Source organism: Rhodoblastus sp., assembly GCF_052145335.1.
Lineage (GTDB): Bacteria > Pseudomonadota > Alphaproteobacteria > Rhizobiales > Beijerinckiaceae > Rhodoblastus.
In genome coordinates this window covers 1-17,882 of sequence record NZ_JBKQOU010000308.1, presented here as the reverse complement: position 1 = coordinate 17,882, position 17,882 = coordinate 1, and the positions used below count along the sequence as shown (strand labels likewise).

General features: G+C 62.1%; 19 protein-coding genes. 6 read left to right on the top strand and 13 right to left on the bottom strand.

Features of this window, described 5'->3' with window-relative positions; translation table 11 throughout:
• The first annotated feature begins 80 nt into the window (after positions 1–80).
• Together ACLP2E_RS18980 and ACLP2E_RS18975 are read left to right on the top strand one after the other, a co-directional pair.
• Positions 81–821, top strand: coding sequence for a carboxymuconolactone decarboxylase family protein (locus ACLP2E_RS18980; protein ID WP_442466806.1), 741 nt, complete (start codon positions 81–83; stop codon positions 819–821).
• A 10-nt stretch (positions 822–831) separates the two neighbouring features.
• Positions 832–1,413, top strand: a complete 582-nt coding sequence (locus ACLP2E_RS18975) for a hypothetical protein (protein WP_442466805.1) — start codon at positions 832–834, stop codon at positions 1,411–1,413.
• 286 nt (positions 1,414–1,699) lie between these two features.
• Here ACLP2E_RS18975 and ACLP2E_RS18970 read toward each other — a convergent pair whose 3' ends face one another.
• From ACLP2E_RS18970 to pqqA, 13 genes are all read right to left on the bottom strand, one after another.
• The gene (locus tag ACLP2E_RS18970) at positions 1,700–2,500 is read right to left on the bottom strand and encodes a tetratricopeptide repeat protein (RefSeq protein ID WP_442461301.1); all 801 of its coding nucleotides are present in this window, start codon (positions 2,498–2,500) and stop codon (positions 1,700–1,702) included.
• A gap of 45 nt (positions 2,501–2,545) precedes the next feature.
• Complete coding sequence (pqqC, locus tag ACLP2E_RS18965; protein ID WP_442461302.1) at positions 2,546–3,310, bottom strand: pyrroloquinoline-quinone synthase PqqC; 765 nt, start codon at positions 3,308–3,310, stop codon at positions 2,546–2,548.
• Positions 3,311–3,339: 29 nt separating this feature from the next.
• Positions 3,340–4,083: an ABC transporter ATP-binding protein gene (locus tag ACLP2E_RS18960; protein ID WP_442461303.1), complete on the bottom strand. Its 744-nt coding sequence runs from the start codon at positions 4,081–4,083 to the stop codon at positions 3,340–3,342.
• A complete protein-coding gene (locus ACLP2E_RS18955; RefSeq protein WP_442461304.1) occupies positions 4,073–4,810 on the bottom strand; it encodes an ABC transporter permease in 738 nt (245 codons plus the stop codon). Before ACLP2E_RS18955 ends, ACLP2E_RS18960 begins: the two co-directional genes overlap by 11 nt.
• The gene (locus tag ACLP2E_RS18950) at positions 4,807–5,817 is read right to left on the bottom strand and encodes an ABC transporter substrate-binding protein (protein ID WP_442461305.1); all 1,011 of its coding nucleotides are present in this window, start codon (positions 5,815–5,817) and stop codon (positions 4,807–4,809) included. The genes ACLP2E_RS18955 and ACLP2E_RS18950 overlap by 4 nt, the downstream gene beginning before the upstream one ends.
• 79 nt (positions 5,818–5,896) lie before the next feature.
• Positions 5,897–6,586, bottom strand: a complete 690-nt coding sequence (locus ACLP2E_RS18945) for a response regulator (protein ID WP_442461306.1) — start codon at positions 6,584–6,586, stop codon at positions 5,897–5,899.
• A gap of 197 nt (positions 6,587–6,783) precedes the next feature.
• Complete coding sequence (locus ACLP2E_RS18940; RefSeq protein WP_442461307.1) at positions 6,784–8,562, bottom strand: PQQ-dependent methanol/ethanol family dehydrogenase; 1,779 nt, start codon at positions 8,560–8,562, stop codon at positions 6,784–6,786.
• 190 nt (positions 8,563–8,752) lie between these two features.
• Positions 8,753–9,595 (bottom strand): substrate-binding periplasmic protein, encoded by an 843-nt coding sequence (locus tag ACLP2E_RS18935; protein WP_442461308.1) that lies wholly within the window; start codon positions 9,593–9,595, stop codon positions 8,753–8,755.
• A gap of 5 nt (positions 9,596–9,600) precedes the next feature.
• Positions 9,601–10,032: a cytochrome c-550 PedF gene (pedF, locus tag ACLP2E_RS18930; protein WP_442461309.1), complete on the bottom strand. Its 432-nt coding sequence runs from the start codon at positions 10,030–10,032 to the stop codon at positions 9,601–9,603.
• Between the two features lie 164 nt (positions 10,033–10,196).
• Positions 10,197–11,333 (bottom strand): pyrroloquinoline quinone biosynthesis protein PqqE, encoded by a 1,137-nt coding sequence (gene pqqE, locus ACLP2E_RS18925; RefSeq protein WP_442461310.1) that lies wholly within the window; start codon positions 11,331–11,333, stop codon positions 10,197–10,199.
• Entirely contained in the window at positions 11,330–11,614 is a 285-nt protein-coding gene (pqqD, locus tag ACLP2E_RS18920) for a pyrroloquinoline quinone biosynthesis peptide chaperone PqqD (protein ID WP_442461311.1), read from the bottom strand. Before pqqD ends, pqqE begins: the two co-directional genes overlap by 4 nt.
• Positions 11,611–12,531, bottom strand: a complete 921-nt coding sequence (gene pqqB / locus ACLP2E_RS18915) for a pyrroloquinoline quinone biosynthesis protein PqqB (RefSeq protein WP_442461312.1) — start codon at positions 12,529–12,531, stop codon at positions 11,611–11,613. Before pqqB ends, pqqD begins: the two co-directional genes overlap by 4 nt.
• A 162-nt stretch (positions 12,532–12,693) precedes the next feature.
• On the bottom strand, positions 12,694–13,110 hold the full coding sequence (gene pqqA / locus ACLP2E_RS18910; RefSeq protein WP_442466804.1) for a pyrroloquinoline quinone precursor peptide PqqA: 417 nt from the start codon (positions 13,108–13,110) through the stop codon (positions 12,694–12,696).
• A 295-nt stretch (positions 13,111–13,405) separates the two neighbouring features.
• Here pqqA and adh point away from each other — a divergent pair, with 295 nt between their 5' ends.
• The 4 genes from adh to ACLP2E_RS18890 all read left to right on the top strand — a co-directional run bounded on the left by adh (position 13,406) and on the right by ACLP2E_RS18890 (position 17,685).
• Positions 13,406–14,926, top strand: coding sequence for an aldehyde dehydrogenase (gene adh, locus ACLP2E_RS18905; RefSeq protein WP_442466803.1), 1,521 nt, complete (start codon positions 13,406–13,408; stop codon positions 14,924–14,926).
• 78 nt (positions 14,927–15,004) lie between these two features.
• The gene (locus tag ACLP2E_RS18900) at positions 15,005–15,388 is read left to right on the top strand and encodes a DUF779 domain-containing protein (RefSeq protein WP_442466802.1); all 384 of its coding nucleotides are present in this window, start codon (positions 15,005–15,007) and stop codon (positions 15,386–15,388) included.
• Positions 15,389–15,495: 107 nt separating this feature from the next.
• The gene (locus ACLP2E_RS18895) at positions 15,496–15,882 is read left to right on the top strand and encodes a DUF779 domain-containing protein (protein WP_442461316.1); all 387 of its coding nucleotides are present in this window, start codon (positions 15,496–15,498) and stop codon (positions 15,880–15,882) included.
• Positions 15,883–15,933: 51 nt separating this feature from the next.
• Entirely contained in the window at positions 15,934–17,685 is a 1,752-nt protein-coding gene (locus tag ACLP2E_RS18890) for an NAD+ synthase (RefSeq protein WP_442461317.1), read from the top strand.
• Positions 17,686–17,882 lie beyond the last annotated feature (197 nt).

The following is a 17,882-nucleotide window of genomic DNA, read 5'->3' as shown; positions in this document are numbered from 1 at the left end:
CCTGAGGCGCCGCGCCCGGCCTCACCGGTCGGGCGCGGCTTTTTGATGAGGCGGACGTCTCTCTCATGACGGCGAAAGGCATGGCCATGACCGCAAGCGCGGAAACGGGACCTTGGGATGCGGCGCTCGCCCAAGTGCGAGAATGGGATCCCGCCTGGGCGGCCGTCTGCGAGACGGTTTCGACAAGCCCATGGAAAAGCGGCGTGCTCTCGCCAAAATTGGTCGAACTCGTCAGCTTGGCCATCAATGTCGCCTGCACCAGCCTCAATGAGGACGGGACGCGCCGGCACATCCGCAAGGCGTTGGACGCCGGGGCGAGCCGCGACGAGATTCTGTTCGTCTTTAAATGCGCGAGCGTGATGGCGATTCATTCTTGCAGCCTCGGCGCCCCGATCCTCATCGAAGAAGCGAAAGCCGCCGGAGTTCAACCGAAGCCGGCCTCGCCCGTCGCGACCCCCGCCTGCGACAGGATGAAGGCGATCGGGCAATGGAACGAGGCATGGGACCCTTTCCTTGCGTTGGACCCCGGCTGGACGGACGGCTTCATGGCCATGGGCGCGAATATTTACGGCAGCGGCGTCATGGCGCCGAAGGAAGTGGAACTCCTGAGCATGGCGTTCGACGCTTCGTTTACGCATATGTACGCGCCGGGAACACGCCGGCACATCCGCAACGCGCTGAAAGCGGGCGCTTCGATGGAGGAAGTCTTCGAGGTCCTCAAGCTTTGCGTCGCTCAAGGCGTGCAGGCCTGCAATCTCGGCGCGCCCATTCTCGCGGAAGAGCTTGCCAGGCGCGCGAAAGCCGACGTCCATCGATCGTGAGGACCTTGAAATGCCCAGCAATCCGACCGGTTCGGACCGATGCGCCGAAGCCGCCCGGAACAGCAAGGGCGCCCATTCTCTGGCGGCGAAGGCTGTCGAGGAATTTCGGCGTTTTGTCGTCCTGTCCCTTTACCTGTGGGTGTTGCTCGCGATGTTCGTCGTCAATCAGAGCATCGTCCTGCGCGAGCAGGGGATTCATTTTTCCTCGCAGGGTTTCGCGCTGATCAACGCGCTGGTGCTGGCCAAGGTCATGCTCCTGTTCGAAGCCTTCGATCCCGGCCGCTGGCTGCGCCGCCGGCCGTTGATCTATCCGATCCTCTTTGAAGCGTTCCTTCTCACAATCCTCTTTCTCATCGTTCACATCGTCGAAAAGGCGATCGAAGGCCTGATCCACGGGAGGACGGTGTTGGAGAGCCTGCCGAGCATAGGCGGCGGCAGTCTCGTGGGGCTCCTGAGCGTTACGATCATCCTGTTCATCGCGCTCATTCCCTTCTTCGCCTTCCGCAATCTTGGCCTGGTCCTCGGACAGGATCGGCTGATCGAGCTGGTTTTCGGTTCCAAGGCGGGATCCTCTGGCGCATCGGAGCCCTGACGAAGCGAAAGATCCAGCGCGGCCTGTAAAACGCTTTCGCTATGCTGAAACGAATGGCGGCGCGCGGTTTGATCGAACTGGGTCATCGCGAAAATCGTTTGCTTTCCGAAGGCGTTGCCAGCTTTCGTCGAACAGGGTTAAGGCCACGGGAGTGAATGGTCGGGCAGTTGCGTCCCTTCCGCAAAAGCACCCCGGCGCATTGACCTTGCGTAGCAGGGCGTGCCGCGTTCCAACTCCTCGCCTCAATTCGGGCGTCCCGCACCCGAGCGTCGTCGCGAACTCAAGTCTAGTTTTCGCTCTTCTCGGCCGCCAGCGCGGCCAATGCCGGCGGGTATTTCTGCGCGGCGGAGCGCTGCAGCCATTGCTCCGCCTGTTCCGCGTCGACAGCCTGGCCCTTGCCGGTCTTGAACATCACGGCCAGCGCGTATTGAGCCTCGGCGTCGCCCGCTTGCCCTGCGATCATGAAACGTCGCCCGGCTTCATCGAGGTCGCGCTCGACGCCCTGGCCGGATTCGTACATCCAGGCCAGCCGGGTCTGGGCGCGCGAGTCGCCGCTGCCGGCCAGACGTTTATAAATCGCCGCCGCGTCGGCCTGACGGCCGCTGCTGCTCAGCAGCTCGGCCTGCTCGAATTCGCTGGGAGGCTTATCGGGATGCGCCAGCGACGCCAGTCGACTTGCTGCATCCTTGTCTCCCTGTTCGGCGGCAAGGCTCAGATAATGGCGCGCCTTGTCGATGTTTCGCAAAGGGCCGTCGCCGCTGTAAAGGATCCCGAGCCGGTATTGCGCCTTGAAGCCGCCCGCGTCCGCTGCGGCGACGTAAAGGGATTCGGCCTTGGCGAGATCTTTGGGCTCGCCGAGGCCGTCCTCGGCGAGGATAGCGAGGTTGAACAGCGCGTCCGGGTTGCCGCGCCCGGCCAGAACTTCCCAGACATGCCGCGCGGCGTCGTAATGCGCCATCTTGAATTCGGCATAGGCCTTGTAATTGCCCATGGCCGGGTCGCGAATCCAGTCGGATTCGGTCGTGTCTTGCGCGAAAGCCGGCCCTGAGCCGACCAATGCGATGAGCAACAGGGACAAAATTTTCATTGCCTGACCTCCAGCCGGACGAACCGCTGGCGAAGCGGCAGCGCCTTACGCCGTCGGCACAAACGCCCCCGGCGGGATCATGCCTTGGACATAGGCCAGATGCAAAGCGTCGAGTTGCGCCCAAAGAACGTTGCATTTGAATTTCACCGCTTCGATGCAGGCGTCTTGTTCCGCGCGAGTCTTGGCGTGCTGCTTGATATAGGCCAAAGCGAAATCCGCGTCCTTCGGCGCCTGGGTTAGGCGGCGCTTGAAATAGGCCATCACATCGTCGCTGATGAAACTGTAATTCTCCAGCATGCCGGCGATGCGCTCGCGATGGATGCCCGGCGCGAAAAGCTCGGTCAGCGACGAAGCCACGGCCACCGTCAGCGGCTGTTCCGTCACATAGCGCACGTAGGCCTCGACGGCAAAACGCGTGGCGGGCAGGGCGGCCTTTTTCGACATCACCAGGGCGCGGTCGAGCCCGAGCCCGTCCGTGAGGATCAACCAGCGTTCGATGCCCCCCGGCTCCTGGCCCAAGCCGTCATGGTCGTGGATGCGGGAGATCCATTCACGACGCAATTCGCGGTCGTCGGTGCGCGCCATCAGAGCGGCGTCCTTGCGCGGCACCGCGTCCTGGTAGCAATAGCGGTTGAGCGCCCAGGCCTGAACCTGGCCCTTGTTCATCTGGCCGCCGTGCAGCATTTTGTGGAAAATATGCTTGTTGTGATAACGCTCGGCGCCGACCGCGCGGATCGCGGATTCGAATTCTTCCGGCGTCAGAAGCTCCGTCTCACCGGCGGCATTTTCGGCCAAGGCGGCATCGGTCATTGTCTCGCTCCCGTTACTTTTTGAATTGTTCAGACGTCATCTGAGTTGTCGTCGGATTTACCATCGCCATCGTCGGCAATCACCTGAAATTTCGCCGCGAAACGCCTCAAATTTGTAAGATCTTCGTCACGTTTTCCACGCGGCGCGGCAATCGGCAGCCGGCCCAGGATTCGCGCCGGCGCGCCGTCGAGAAAAATCACCTCGTCGGCGAGAAGCAGCGCGTCGTCGATGTCGTGAGTGGCGATCAGCGCGGTGATTTTCTTGGCGCTTATCCGCACGCAGAGCAGATCGCGCAGGCGCCGGTGCAGGGCGCGGTCGAGGGAAGCGAAGGGCTCGTCGAGCAGCATGAGATCGGGCCCCACGGCGAAGGCGCGCGCCAAAGCCACACGGCGGGCGAGGCCAAGCGATAATTGCCCCGGATAATCGCGCGCATGCCCGTCGAGTTCGAAAGAGCCGAGCAGTTCCTGCACGCCCGCGTCGGACAATTGCGGCGCGGCGAGTTTCAGATTGTCGCTGACGTTGCGCCAGGGCAGCAGTCGCGGCTCCTGAAACGCCATGCCGATTTTTTCCGCGCTGTTGCAAACCTTGCCGGTAAAGGCATGGTCGAGACCGGCGACGATGCGCAGCAAGGTGCTCTTGCCGCAGCCGGAAGGGCCAAGCAGGGCGACGATTGCGCCCTCCGCGACATCAAGGGAAAACTTGTCGAAAATCTTGCGCTCGCCGCCGCCGGCCAGAGCAAAAACCTTGCGCGCGATGTCGATCTCAAGCGCCATGTCGCCGCCACCAGGAGGCCGAACGCTCGGCCGGCCGCAACACGAAAGTCTCGACCAGCACCATCAGCGCGACAAAGGGCAGGGCATAGGCGAGCAGAAGTTTCAGGTCGAACAGCTGGAAAGCCTCGTTCATCTTGAAGCCGACGCCATTGGGGCGGCCCAGTAATTCGACGACCAGGACGATTTTCCACACCAGGGCGAGGCCGCTGCGCGCCGCAGCGGCGAAAAAAGGCGCCAGCTGAGGCGCCAGCACATGGCGCCAGCGTCGCCAGCGCGAAAAGGCGAACACCCGCGCCATGTCGTCAAGGCCGGGATCGAGCGCGCGCGCGCCCTCGCGAAGCGTTACCACGGCGTTGGGCAATTTGTTGAGCGTGATCGCTGCAAGCGCCGAGCCCTCGTTCAGTCCGCCCCAGATATAGGCGAACATGATGACCACCAGCGCCGGCGTGTTGAGCACGATCACCAGCCAGGGATCGAGCAGTCGGTCCACAGCCTGATTGCGGCCGAGAGCCAGGCCGATGATCGAGCCGAGGAACATGGCGAGGGTGAAACCCGCCAGCACCCGCGCCAGGGTGACGCCAAGGTTGAAGCCGAGTTCGCCGTCGCGCGCCTCCGCCAGCATGGTTGCGCCGACCGCGAGAGGCGTCGGCAGATAATGCGGTCCGAAACTCCAGGCGCCAATCTGCCACAGCGCGAAAAACAGGCCGAGCGAAAGGATCCGGATCATTTTTTCGGCTGGAATTCTGCGGGGTCATAAAATACGCCGGGGTCGAGAGTCGGAGCCGAACCGACCAGCTTCTCGCCGCCGACACGAGCCAGAATCGCGTAAATCGTCGCGGCGTCCGCCTCATCCGCCGCGAGGGGGCGGGTGGGAATTCCCTGTCGGTAATAACGCCGCACCAGAGCCAGCGCGGCTTCGTCGGAAGCGCCGGTCGCGGCGGCGATTTTCGGCGCCGCCTTGGCGAAGGCGGCGTCGTCTTCGGCGAGCAGTTTTTTCGCCCTGGCCATCATGGCGAAGAACCGCGCCAGCGCCGGAGCGTTCTTCTCGGCGAAGCTATCGCTGAAGACATAGCCGGTGACGATGACTGGCCCCTCGGCGCCCAGATCGCGCTCGACCTCGGCCATGTCCACCGCGCGGGCGAACCCGCTGGCTTCAAGCCTCGCGGAAAAAGTCCAGAATTCCAGCACGGCGTCGAGTTCGCCTTGCGCGAATTTTTCCGCCAGCAGTGGCGGCGCGCCGAAAACCAATGTCGACTGGGTCTTGAGATCGACGCCCTGGAGCTGCGCCCAAGCCTGCAGCATCAGCCAGCTCTTGTCGAGCGGGCCGCCGGCGACGCCGAGCTTCTTGCCGATGAAGTCCGCCGGTTTCTTGAAAGCGGAGGGGTCTTTGGCCATGACGGCGCCAAGCGCCGTCGAATGGGGATAGAACAGGAGTTTGTTTCCGAGGCCGCGCTCGCGCGCCGTCCACAACCAGTCGGAAAGGATGATGTCCGCCCCACCGCCGATCAGCGCGATCTTGCCGGCCTCGGTGGTGGCAAGTTCGGTCGTTTCCAGATCGAGATCGGCCGCCTTGTCGAGTCCATAGGCCCGCGCCACGGCCAACTCCCAGCCGAAACTTCCGGTCGCCTGGATGCCCAGGCGCAGTTTATCGGCGGCTTGAGCGCGTGGGACGAAAGCGGCGGAGAGGATGAGGGCGATTGCGAGAGCGAGCCGCAGAGGGAACGAGGACTTCAAAAAACCTCCAGGTAATGATCTCGCATGCGTTGCGAACATGATGTTGTGTGCAAAAGCCGGCTAGCCGTTTTGGTAAAGGTCAGCGCGACGAATCCTTGTCGCCGCCGGCCTGGCTGGTGGCGATAAATTGCGCGAAATCCATCTTGCCCACTTCGATCGCCGCCTTGGTGCGGCTGTAGACATTCAGCTTGCGCAAGATTTCCGAAACATGCGCCTTGACCGTGGTTTCAGCGACGCCGAGCTCGTAGGCGATCTGCTTGTTCTGCAGGCCGGCGCGGATCATGTCGAGCACGCGCATCTGCTGCGGCGTCAGATCCTGCAGGCGCCGCAGCATGTCGCCGCGTTCGATTTCCGACCTTTGCGGCTGGCTGATGTCCTGGAATCGCTCCGGCAGATAGACCGAGCCGTTGAGCACTTCCTTGATCGCATGGGCGAGTTCGTTCTTCGACGTCGCCTTGGAGACGAAGCCGGCGGCGCCTATGGCCAGCAGGTCGCGCACGATGCGCGGATCTTCATGGCCGGAAACCACCATGATCGGCAAATGCGGATGAGCGGTGCGAACCCGCACCAGACCCGACAGGCCAGAGGTGCCGGGGAGAAACAGATCGAACAGGCCGAGATCGATGTTCTTTTCCTTGGCCAGCACGTCCAGAGCTTCGTCTATGGTCGTGGCCTCGAAAATCTCGCAGTTCGGACGTTCCAGCCGCACCGCGCTTTCCAGCGCTTCGCGGAACAGGGGATGGTCGTCGACGATGAGAATGCGCGTCATCTTGGCGTCCGATATATTTTAACGGGACGAAGGGAATCCTTGAGATTGCTCCCAGCAATCTGCGCCTTGGTCGCGGCGCGCGCAAGAGCGCAAAAAAGGGCGGCGGAGTAAAACGCCGCCGCCCTTTCAAAAGACTTTCGTGCAAGCGATTTCCTCAGGCCGCTTTCACGAAAAAAAGTGAAAGCGGCCGGATTTCATCAGTTGGCGGCCGAATGCGGCGCCAGCTTGAACACCCAGTAGGAGCCGCCCTGGTCGATGCCCTTGAAGGACTTGGCGACTTCGCCGCCCCACAGCGGAACGGCGCCGCCCCAACCGGCCGCAACGCCGATCATTTCTTCGCCATCCTGTTCCCAGGCGATCGGCGGCGCGACAATGCCGGTGCCGACATTGAACTTCCACAGCTCCTTGCCGTTCTTGGCGTCGAAGGCCTTCAGATAGCCTTCGGGCGTGCCGGTGAACACCAGGCCGCCGGCGGTGGTGAGAACGCCGCCCCATAGCGGAGCCTTGTTCTTGTATTCCCACACCACCTTCTGCGCGACCGGATCGATCGCCTTCAGCGAGCCGATATGATCGTCGAAGATCGGCTTGATGTTGAAGCCCGCGCCGAGATAGGCCGCGCCCTTCTTGTAGACGACCGGTTCGTTGTGGATGTCCATGCCCCATTCGTTCGATGGCACATAGAACAACTTGGTCTGGTCGGAATAGGCGATCGGCATCTGGTTCTTGCCGCCGAGGAAGGACGGAACGGCGAAGACTTCGGTGCCCTTCTTGCCGTCTTCCGACTTGGCGGGGTCGCCCGGACGGAATGCGTCGTTGTAGATCGGCCGGCCATTGGCGTCGATGCCCTTGGCCCAGCTGATCTTGCTGACGAACGGCATGGCCGAGATAAACTTGCCGTTGGTGCGGTCGAGAACATAGAAGAAGCCGTTACGGTCGGCGGTGCCGCCGGCCTTGACGGTCTTGCCGTCTTTCATCATGTCGAACGGAATGAATTCATTCACGCCGTCATAGTCCCAGCCGTCATGCGGCGTGGTCTGGAAGCCCCAGACGAGCTCGCCATTTTCCGGATTGATGGCGATGCGGGACGCCGTCCACTTGTTGTCGCCCGGGCGCAGCCAGGAGTTCCACGGAGCCGGGTTGCCGGTGCCGAAGAACACCAGTTTGGTGTCGGGATCGTAGGTGCCGCCAAGCCATGTGGCGCCGCCGCCGGTCTTGTACATGTCGCCGGACCAGGTTTCCCCGGCCTTGCCGGTCATGGTGGTGTCCTTGCCCTGGTAAGTTCCCGTCAGGCCTTCCAGCACGGGACGCGACCACACCAGTTCGCCGGTGTCGACATTGCGCGCCTCGACGCGGCCGACGACGCCGAATTCACCGCCGGAGACGCCGGTGATGATCAGCGCGCCATTAGCCTTGGTCGGGACGATCAGCGGGGCGGCGGAGTTGGAATAGCCGGCCTTGAAGTCGTCGATCGCCTTGTGCCAGGCGACCTTGCCGGTCTTGGCGTCGAGAGCGACGATCTGCGCGTCGAGGGTCGAGAAAAAGACCTTGTCGCCGTAGATGGCGGGGCCGCGGTTGATCACGTCGCAGCAGGGCATGATGCCTTCCGGCAGGCGGGCGTCATATTCCCAGATCTTGTCGCCGGTCTTGGCGTCGGCAGCGAAAATGCGGCTGTAGGAAGCCGTGATGAACACCATGCCGTCGTGGACCAGAGCCTGGGCTTCCTGGCCGCGCTGCTTTTCGCCGCCGAAGGACAGCGACCAGGCGGGGACGAGGTTTTTCACGGTGGCGACGTCGATCTGCTTCAGCGGGCTGTAGCGATGCCCCTGCAGGCCGAGGCCGTTGGTGAGAACCGAAGCCGGGGTGGTGGCGTCATTGAGCAGATCGTTGTCAGTCACGGGTCCCGCCAGAGCCGCGCCGGCGAGTGTCATCCCCAATATGGAGACAGTAGCCATCATCGTTTGTTTGATCATTCCCATTCCTCCCGAGAAAGCCGCGGTGGTGGTTCCGCCGCATTTTAGCCTGGCGCCAAAGCGAAAGCCCGCCCTGCCGTCTGACCCCGCCGGAGCGTGACGCTTTTCAAACAAAGTCGCCGCGCTCCAACATTTCTATCGACCGTCCCGTTCGTTTGAAAAGCGGCGGACGCTTTTCCAAGGAACAGTTTTTCGGTCACTGCTCTTCCTTAGGCTGGCGCCACTTGACGCCGTAGGCCGTAAAAATCCTGTTCAATTCGCCTGAGGCCGAGAGCCCGGCTATTTCCTTGTCGATCGCGTCGGCGAGATCGACCGCGCTGGCTTGCACGGCGCCGCCGATCGGCCATTTCTGCACCAGCCGATATTTGGGAAAGACGATAGTGACGGGTTTGCCGGACTGGCTCGCCAGATTTTCCACCAGCGCCGACTCGCCATAAAAAGCGACCACATCGCCTTTTTCGAAAGCTTCCGCGGCCTTGTCCTCGCCTCGCATGTGCACGACATTAGGGATCAGCTTGTGGTCGCGCACAGAGAGAAGGATGATATCCGAAAGAGTGGCGCCGACGACTGCGACCTTTTCGGTTTCGAACAGCGAAAAATCCTCGGCCCGGTCGGCCTTGCCCGGTTCCACGGCCATGGCCAGGCTTTCCACCTGGTAGGGCGCCGTCAGCTTGATCTTGTCGTTGGCGGTTTCGACGAGCGGGTCGTTGGGCACATGCAGCATGACGTCGCCCGGTTGCTCGCCGACCAGCGAACCGCGCCACACGCCATTGCGCAGGTCGTCGTTGATGTTGTCGTCGGCGCGCAGGACGAGATAATCGACCTTGACGCCGAGTTGTTTCGCCAAAGCCGCGCCGATGTCCACGTCGATCCCCTTGAGGACGCCCTTTTCTTCCCACGACCACGGCTTGTAGTCGCGATAGACAGTCACCCGGAGCACGCCGCCCGACTTCACCGCATCGAGCGACCGGGCCTCAGCGTCGATCGCGCCGCCGCACAAGGCGGCGGCGATCAGGACGGCGCGGAAGGTGGCGCGCATCAGTATCAATTACCCTGATAACGGGAATCGAGATAGGTGCGAATCGCCCACATCGCTTCCTGCGAAAGAATGCCCTCGAATGCCGGCATTTTGGTCAGGCCGTTCTGGGTGTAACCGTGACGGATGCGGTTGATGAACCAGGCGTCGCCTTCGCCAGCCTTGTCGAGATAGCGCAAATCTGGCGCGATGCCGCCGGACTCGGCTTCGATGCCGTGACAGCGGGCGCAATTCTGCGCGAAGCCGGATTTGCCGATCTTCTCGGCAACTGCATTGCCGCGATAAGGATTGACGTCGCGCCATTCGGGACCGAGCGGATCGAGGCCGGTCGTGTCGACGGGTTGCGGGGTGACGTCGCCGTGCGCGAGAGCGCGTTCGGCGCCGAGCAACGAGAGACAGATAAGCAGGGAGTACCCGAATGTGCGGGGGGTGAACGCCACGATTTTCCTCCAAAAATTTTGCCTGATCTTAGTGGTAGCGGCTTGCAGGGGAATTGTACTTTGGCGCCCTTGGCGAGGGGCTCCGCCGCTCCACTTCAAGTCAATATGAAAGCACACGAAAAGTTTTTCCGCGTGTCGTTTGCGGGGCGTGTATCGAGACGATTTCACACGCGGGTCTTTGCGCGCGCCCGCTCGATGCGGCGTGGAGAAAAGCCTTCGACTGTTTCAGCGGAATCGCGCGCCGCGATTTCGCTGATGAGACCATGATGGGGCGATTTCGAACAGATCGGATCGCAGGCGGCGGCGTCGCCGAGCAGCGCCAGAGCTTGGCAGCGGCAGCCGCCGAAGTCCACCGTCTTGCGCTCGCAGGAGCGACACGGCTCCTGCATCCATTCGTAGCCGCGAAATGCATTGAATCCCGGTGAATTCGCCCAGATATCGGCGAGCTTTTTTTCGCGCGCGTTCCAGAATTCGAGGCCGGGAATCGTCTCCGCCGCATGGCAGGGCAGCACCTTGCCCTGCGGCGTCACGTTCAAGGTCAGCCGGCCCCAGCCGCTCATGCAGGCTTTCGGATATTGCGCATGATAATCGGGCGCGACATGGTCGATGACGATGCGGCCCTTGTAGCGCTCGCGTCGCTCCTCGACTTCGGCGTAGGCCTTTTCGCTCTGGGCCCGCGTCGGCATCAGATGGGAGCGATTATGCAGCGCCCAGCCGTAATATTGGGTATGCGCGATTTCGATTCGCCGCGCGCCGAGCTCGACCGCCAGATCCACCATGTCGGCGGCGTGGAGGACATTGGCGCGATGGATCACGGCGTTGACGGTCAGCGGCATGCCTTCCGCGACGACCCAGGCGGCGACTTCGATTTTCTTGGCGTAGCCGCCCTCGTAGCCGCCGATCCAGTCGGCGCCTTTCGGCTCGGAATCCTGAATCGACAATTGCACATGGTCGAGTCCAGCCTTGGCCAGATCGTCGAAAATCGCCTTGGTCAGTCCGACGCCGGAGGTGATGAGGTTGGTGTAGAGGCCAAGTCCGGCGCAATGGGTCACCAACTCGCGCAAGTCGCGCCGCGACGCCGGTTCGCCGCCCGAGAGATGGACATGCAATATGCCAAGCTCCGCCGCCTGCGAGAAAATATCGCGCCAGTCGTCGGTGGACATTTCGCTTTCCCGCCCCGCCATCTCCAGCGGATTGGAGCAGTAAGGGCAGGACAGCGGACAGCGATAGGTAAGCTCCGCCAGCAAGCCGGAGGGAAGGGAAGGGGCCAAAGGCTTTTCGGAATTCGATTTTTCGCTCACAGGCCCAGCATCCGCTTTTCGAGAAGGCCGGTCAGCAGCACGCGCACGTCGCGTTCGACCACGGTGCGATCGGCCGAATAGTTTTTCGCCAGTTCGTCAACGATCGTCGCCAGCGCGGCCTGGCCGTCGCAACGTTGCAATATTTCGACGCTGATCGCATTCAATCGCAAGAATCGCTCCGGAGCCAGCAGAACCCAGGTCTTGCGGACCTGATCGTTCTTCAGCTTGACGCCGCGCAGAAGATGCGGGCGGGACTCGGGCTTGAGTTCTTCGACGGTCACGTCCGCGCCTCCGTCGTGTCGATCAGCAATCCGTCATGGCCGATCTGCCAGCCGGCGGCCTCGACCTGAGAGCGTTCGGTGGAATCGTGGCGCAGCGCCGGATTGGAATTGTTGATGTGAACAAAGATGCGCCGCCGGATATCGACGTCCGCCAGAGCGCGTAGCGACCCGCGCTCGCCGTTCATCGCCATATGGCCCATGCGCCAGGCGGTTTTCGGCATGAGTCCCTGCCGGAGCATCTCGTCGTCTTCGAATGTGGTGCCGTCGAAAAACAGTATTTCCGCTCCCTCCAGCCGTTTGCGCAGAGCGTCGGTCATGCGGGCGCAGGAGGGTATGTAATAGAAGCGGCGCCCATTCTGGCGGATCTCGACGCCGACGGTATATTCGCCTTCAGCCGCCAGTTCGATTTCACCCTCGTTCGGCGATTCCATGTAAAGCGGAATCTTTCCCGGCGTGACAAAGGCGGTTATCGTGAAGCCCATGCCCGTATCGACGGTTTCGTCGAGCGCGATCACTTGGCGCTTGACGACGTCGGCGTTCAGTACGCCGAACACGCCGCCCTGCGTTTGCGCCATGACGCTTCGGGTCGCGTAGATAGTGAAAGGCTGCATTTCGCGCATCACCAGAAGGCCGGCGATATTGTCGATGTCGCCGTTGGGCGCGAACACCGCCTTGATCGGCGAATGGCGAGGCGCGATTTTGGGATGCAGGGCCGGGTTGGCGATGATCTGCTGGCGCAGGTCGGGCGTCGCCGACAGCACGATCCAGTTTTCGCCGTCGCCGCTGACCGCGACGCTGCATTGTGTCCTCGCGCTCAAACGACCGTCGCCCTGGTAGGCGAGACGGCAGTTCTCACACAGGCAGTTCCACTGCGGCAAGCCGCCGCCGGCGGCGGAGCCCAATACGAGAAATTGCAAGTGACCGACCTCATGCCAATGGCCGTAACCGCCGTTTCATTGGCGGTTGGACGCCCGGCGGCACAAGAATCGAAATTTCCGCGCCGCCACGCCGGTCGGCGGGGCCGCCAAGGCGCCTTTGATGCCCCCTGGCGTCAAACCGCTTTACGCCTGCAAAGCTGCTCAGAGCTCGGCGGACATATAGCTGGTGACTTCCATGCCGACGCAGATTTCGCAGGCCTCGGGAGCGGTCCAGGTAACTTCGGTCATGTTTTCCTCCATTGCGATCGGCTCGACCCAGGCGAACCTTGTTGGCTCGGGGAAGCGCGCTTTCCGTTCAAAAGCGGTTTCGATTTTTCCAATTTCCCCTGACCGGAAGATAGGGAGTCCTTGGCAATCGTCTACGGCGCCAAAGTAGGAGACGCGCCTTTGGCCGAAAACTATTTGTGCACTGCAATAAAAAATATGTGCGGCGCAGCAATCTGCTGAATTGTTCAATATAGCAGGCGTCTCCGGGCGCAGCCGTCGAGGGTCAATGGCACTAAAGAGCAGTATCGAACTACCTTTGGTCGGGCTTAATGTGCCAATCGTTGAACGCAAGATCCTTGAAGCTCATGTCCTGGGGACGTCATGCGAAGTCGAGATGGCCGATGCTGGACGGCGCCTGCGCCGGCATCCTGCTCTGGTCAAGCTTCGTCTTTTCGTTTCCGATGGATTCCATCGGGGATGGCGAAGGCTTTGTTATTGCCGCCGCGCGTTCGTGAGCATGCAATGAAATCTTGAGCGGATTGGTCACCCTGAGTCGTGCGGCCGGGCAAGTCCCGGTGGGCGCCAAAAACTCCGATCCGTTTCTGATAAGCGCCGGCAGGCGTATGACTATGGAGGAAGGTCTATTATGTATCAGGAAGCTGTGACCAAACTGACGGGTCAGAATCTGATCAAGTCCAAGTTCGACAATTTCATTGGCGGCAAGTGGGTTGCGCCGGTTCTCGGACAATATTTCGACAAAGTCTCGCCGGTCAGCGGCCAGGTTCTGTCCAAGGTCGCCCGCTCGACCGCCGAAGACATCGAGCTCGCGCTCGACGCCGCCCACAAGGCCAAGGACGCCTGGGGCCGCACCCCGCCGGCGCAGCGCGCTGGAGTGCTTTTGAAGATCGCCGACCGGATCGACGATAACCTCGCCACCCTCGCTCTGGTTGAAACGCTCGACAACGGCAAGCCGATCCGCGAGACGACCTATGCCGACGTGCCGCTTTCGGCGGATCACTTCCGATATTTCGCTGGCGTGCTGCGCGCCCAGGAAGGCGGCATTTCCGAAATCGACCACGACACCATCGCCTATCACTTCCATGAACCGCTCGGCGTCGTCGGCCAGATCATTCCCTGGAACTTCCCGCTGCTGATGGCCTGCTGGAAGCTGGCCCCGGCGCTCGCCGCCGGCAACTGCATCGTGATGAAGCCCGCGGAACAGACCCCGATCAGCATCCTCGTGCTGATGGAGCTGATCGGCGATCTGCTCCCCGAAGGCGTGCTGAATATCGTCAATGGTTTCGGCGCCGAAGCTGGCCGGGCCTTGGGCTCGAGCAAGCGCATCAACAAGATCGCCTTCACCGGCTCGACCGTCACTGGCCGCACCATCGCCCATTACGCCGCCGACAACCTGATTCCGGCGACGCTGGAGCTGGGCGGCAAGTCGCCGAACATTTTCTTCGCCGACGTGATGGAGGAAGATGACGACTTCTTCGACAAGGCTCTCGAAGGCTTCACGCTGTTCGCCTTCAACCAAGGCGAAGTCTGCACCTGCCCCAGCCGCGCGCTGATCCAGGAATCGATTTACGAAAAGTTCATCGAGCGCGCCGTCAAGCGCGTCCAGGCGATCAAGCAGGGCAACCCGCTCGACATGAGCACCATGGTCGGCGCCCAGGCTTCGCGCCAGCAGATGGAAAAGATTCTGTCCTATATCGACATCGGCAAGCAGGAAGGCGCGCAGTGCCTGACCGGCGGTTCGCAGGCCCATCTCGGCGGCGATCTGGCGGACGGTTATTACATCAACCCGACCGTCTTCCACGGCAACAACAAGCAGCGCATCTTCCAGGAAGAAATCTTCGGCCCGGTTCTCGCGGTCGCCACCTTCAAAGACGAGGCGGAAGCCCTGGAAATCGCCAACGACACGATCTTCGGCCTCGGCGCCGGCGTGTGGACCCGCAACGGCAGCCGCGCCTATCGCATGGGCCGCGGCATCCAGGCCGGCCGCGTGTGGACGAACTGCTATCACGCCTATCCGGCTCACGCCGCCTTCGGCGGATACAAGGAATCGGGCATCGGCCGCGAAACCCACAAGATGATGCTGGACCATTATCAGCAGACCAAGAACCTGCTGGTCAGCTACAGCCCCAAGGCTCTCGGCTTCTTCTGAGAGCGGGCCTGATCAAAGAAATTTGCGCGGCCCTGGCGACGGGGCCGCGCATTTTTTTGGCGGCGAACGGAGGAGTTCATGATCGCTCGCGTTGACGCCACGGCGGAAGCCCTGCTCTGGATCGACCGCCTCAAGGCTAAACATGGCTCCCTGGTGTTTTATCAACACCACGGTTGCTGCGAAGGAGGGGCCGCGCCGGTTTGCCTTTCGGAGGGCGATTACAGATCGAGCCGGAATGATCGGCTGCTCGGCGAAATTGGCGGCTGCCCCTTTTTTATGAGCGGACATCAATTCGAACAATGGCGACATATCCAGGCGATCATGGATGTGGCGCCAGGCCTCGGCTCCGGCTTTTCCCTTGAGGCGCCGGAAGGCGTGGGTTTCTTCACGCGCCTGCGTTTCTTCAGCGCCGCTGAAATTGAACAATTGGCCGTCGCCGGCGAGCCTCCGTGCGCAGCGTAGCAAAGACTCCGGCGGCAAATTTGCCGTCGTTGCGGCGACACCGGTTCAATCGGAGCGGAAAATGCTCCGGCCGCAACGTCGAACAGGAAGCAGAAGGGAGCAAACAAATGCCCGCGCCCGCACGAGTCGACGCGACCGCCGACGCTTTGCTATGGATTGTCCGCCTGAAGGCCAAACACGGCCCGCTGGCCTTTTATCAATCGGGCGGCTGCTGCGAAGGCTTTGCGCCTTTGTGCTACGCTGTGACGGATCTCAGGGTCGGTCCATACGACGTGCTGCTTGGCGACATCTGTGGTTGCCCCTTCTATATCCGCGACAATCAGTTTGAATATTGGCGCCACACCCAGCTCATCATCGACGTGGTCCAGGGCGGCGGCGCCGGGTTTTCGCTGGAAGGCCCGGAAGGAATCAGCTTCCTGACCCGCTCGCGCCTCTTCACCGACGCCGAATGCGAAGAACTCGCCGCAGCCGGCGAACCGCCCCGCGCCGCGTGAGAAGGAACAACGCCGATTGCCGCGACAATTCCCATCGGCTAAACCGGAAGCATGACTCCATCCTCCGCTCCCGTCGATCGTCTGGTTCTCGCTCTTGCGCAGGTCAATTCCGTCGTTGGCGACATTGGCGGCAATCTCGATCGCGCTCGCACAGCGCGGAAAAAGGCGGCGGAATTCGGCGCCGATCTGGTGATGTTTTCCGAACTGTTCCTCGCAGGCTATCCGCCGGAGGATCTGGTGCTGCGGCCGGCGTTCCAGGAAGCCTGCCGCTCCGCCGCCGAAGTCTTGGCCCGCGAGACCGCGGATGGCGGCCCGGCGGTGCTGATCGGCTTGCCATGGATGCAGGACGGATTTTGCCATAACGCCTACGCCCTGCTCGACGGCGGCCGCATCGCCGCCGTCCGTTTGAAAGTCGACCTGCCCAATTACGGCGTGTTCGACGAAAAGCGCGTGTTCCGGCCCGGTCCTTCGCCCGGCCCGGCAGCCTTTCGCGGGGTTCGCCTCGGACTGCCGATCTGCGAGGACATTTGGGGGCCAGACGTCGTCGAGGTCCTGCATGAGACCGGCGCGGAAATCCTGCTGTCGCCGAACGGCTCGCCTTATTGGCGGGGCAAGGACGCCGAGCGCCTGAGCATCGCCACGTCGCGGGTCGCGGAAAGCCGACTGCCCCTGGTCTATCTCAACCAGGTCGGCGGCCAGGATGAATTGGCCTTCGACGGCGGTAGTTTCATCGTCAACGCCGATTGTTCGCTCGGCGGCCGGTTGCCGTCCTTTACCGAGACGGTGGCGAAAGTGGTGTTCGAGCGTCGCAGCGGCGGCTGGACCTGCGTCGAGGCGCCCGACGCGCCGGTGCTGGACGACGACCGCGCCGATTATTCCGCCTGCGTGCTTGGCCTGCGCGACTATGTCGCCAAGAACAATTTTCCCGGCGTCGTCCTCGGCATGTCCGGCGGCGTCGATTCGGCGCTTTGCGCGGCGATGGCGGTGGACGCGCTTGGGCCTTCCGGCGTCCATGCGATTATGCTGCCCTATCGCTTCACTTCAGGGGAATCTCTGAAGGACGCCGCCGATTGCGCGACGGCGTTGAACCTGCGCTATGACATCCTGCCCATCGCCGACGCCGTCGAAGGCGTCGAGACGGCGCTGGCGCCGCTTTTCACCGGAACCGAGCGCGGGGTGACGGAGGAAAACATCCAGGCGCGGGCGCGCGGCTTATTGCTGATGTCGGTATCCAACAAATTTGGGCCTATGCTGGTGACCACCGGCAACAAGTCGGAAATGTCGGTCGGCTACGCCACGCTTTACGGCGACATGAACGGCGGCTTCAACCCGATCAAGGATCTCTACAAGACCCAGGTGTTCCGCCTCTGCGCCCTGCGCAATCGCTGGAAGCCGGAAGGCGCGCTCGGCCCCGACGGGCCGGTGATTCCGCAAAACATCATCACAAAACCGCCGACGGCGGAATTGCGCGAAAACCAGAAGGATCAGGATTCGCTGCCGCCCTATGAGGCGCTCGACGATATGCTGGAATGTTTGGTGGAGCGGGACATGCGCATCTCCGACATTGTCGAGCGGGGTCACGAGCTTGAACTGGTGCGGAAAATCGAGCGGATGCTTTATCTGGCGGAATACAAGCGGCGCCAATCTGCGCCGGGGGTCAAGGTGACGCGGAAAAACTTCGGCCGCGACCGCCGCTATCCGATCGTCAATCGCTTCCGCGATCCCGGAGCCCCGGCCCATGCGCCGGATATGTCCATCGCCCCGGAAGCTCCGGTCGGATCGAGCCAAAGGTTCGAGGATTAAGAATGGCAGGCTGAATCGGAGCCGTCATTGCGAGCGACAGCGAAGCAATCCAGACTAGGGCCACGACAACGTTTCATCCAGCTGCTTTTGGCCATCCGGGGACGGTGCACGAAAGACTTGAAATTCTTTGGCGCCGCCTCGCAGGGTTGAGCTTGCGGCTTTAGACTGGATTGCTTCGCTGTCGCTCGCCATGACGA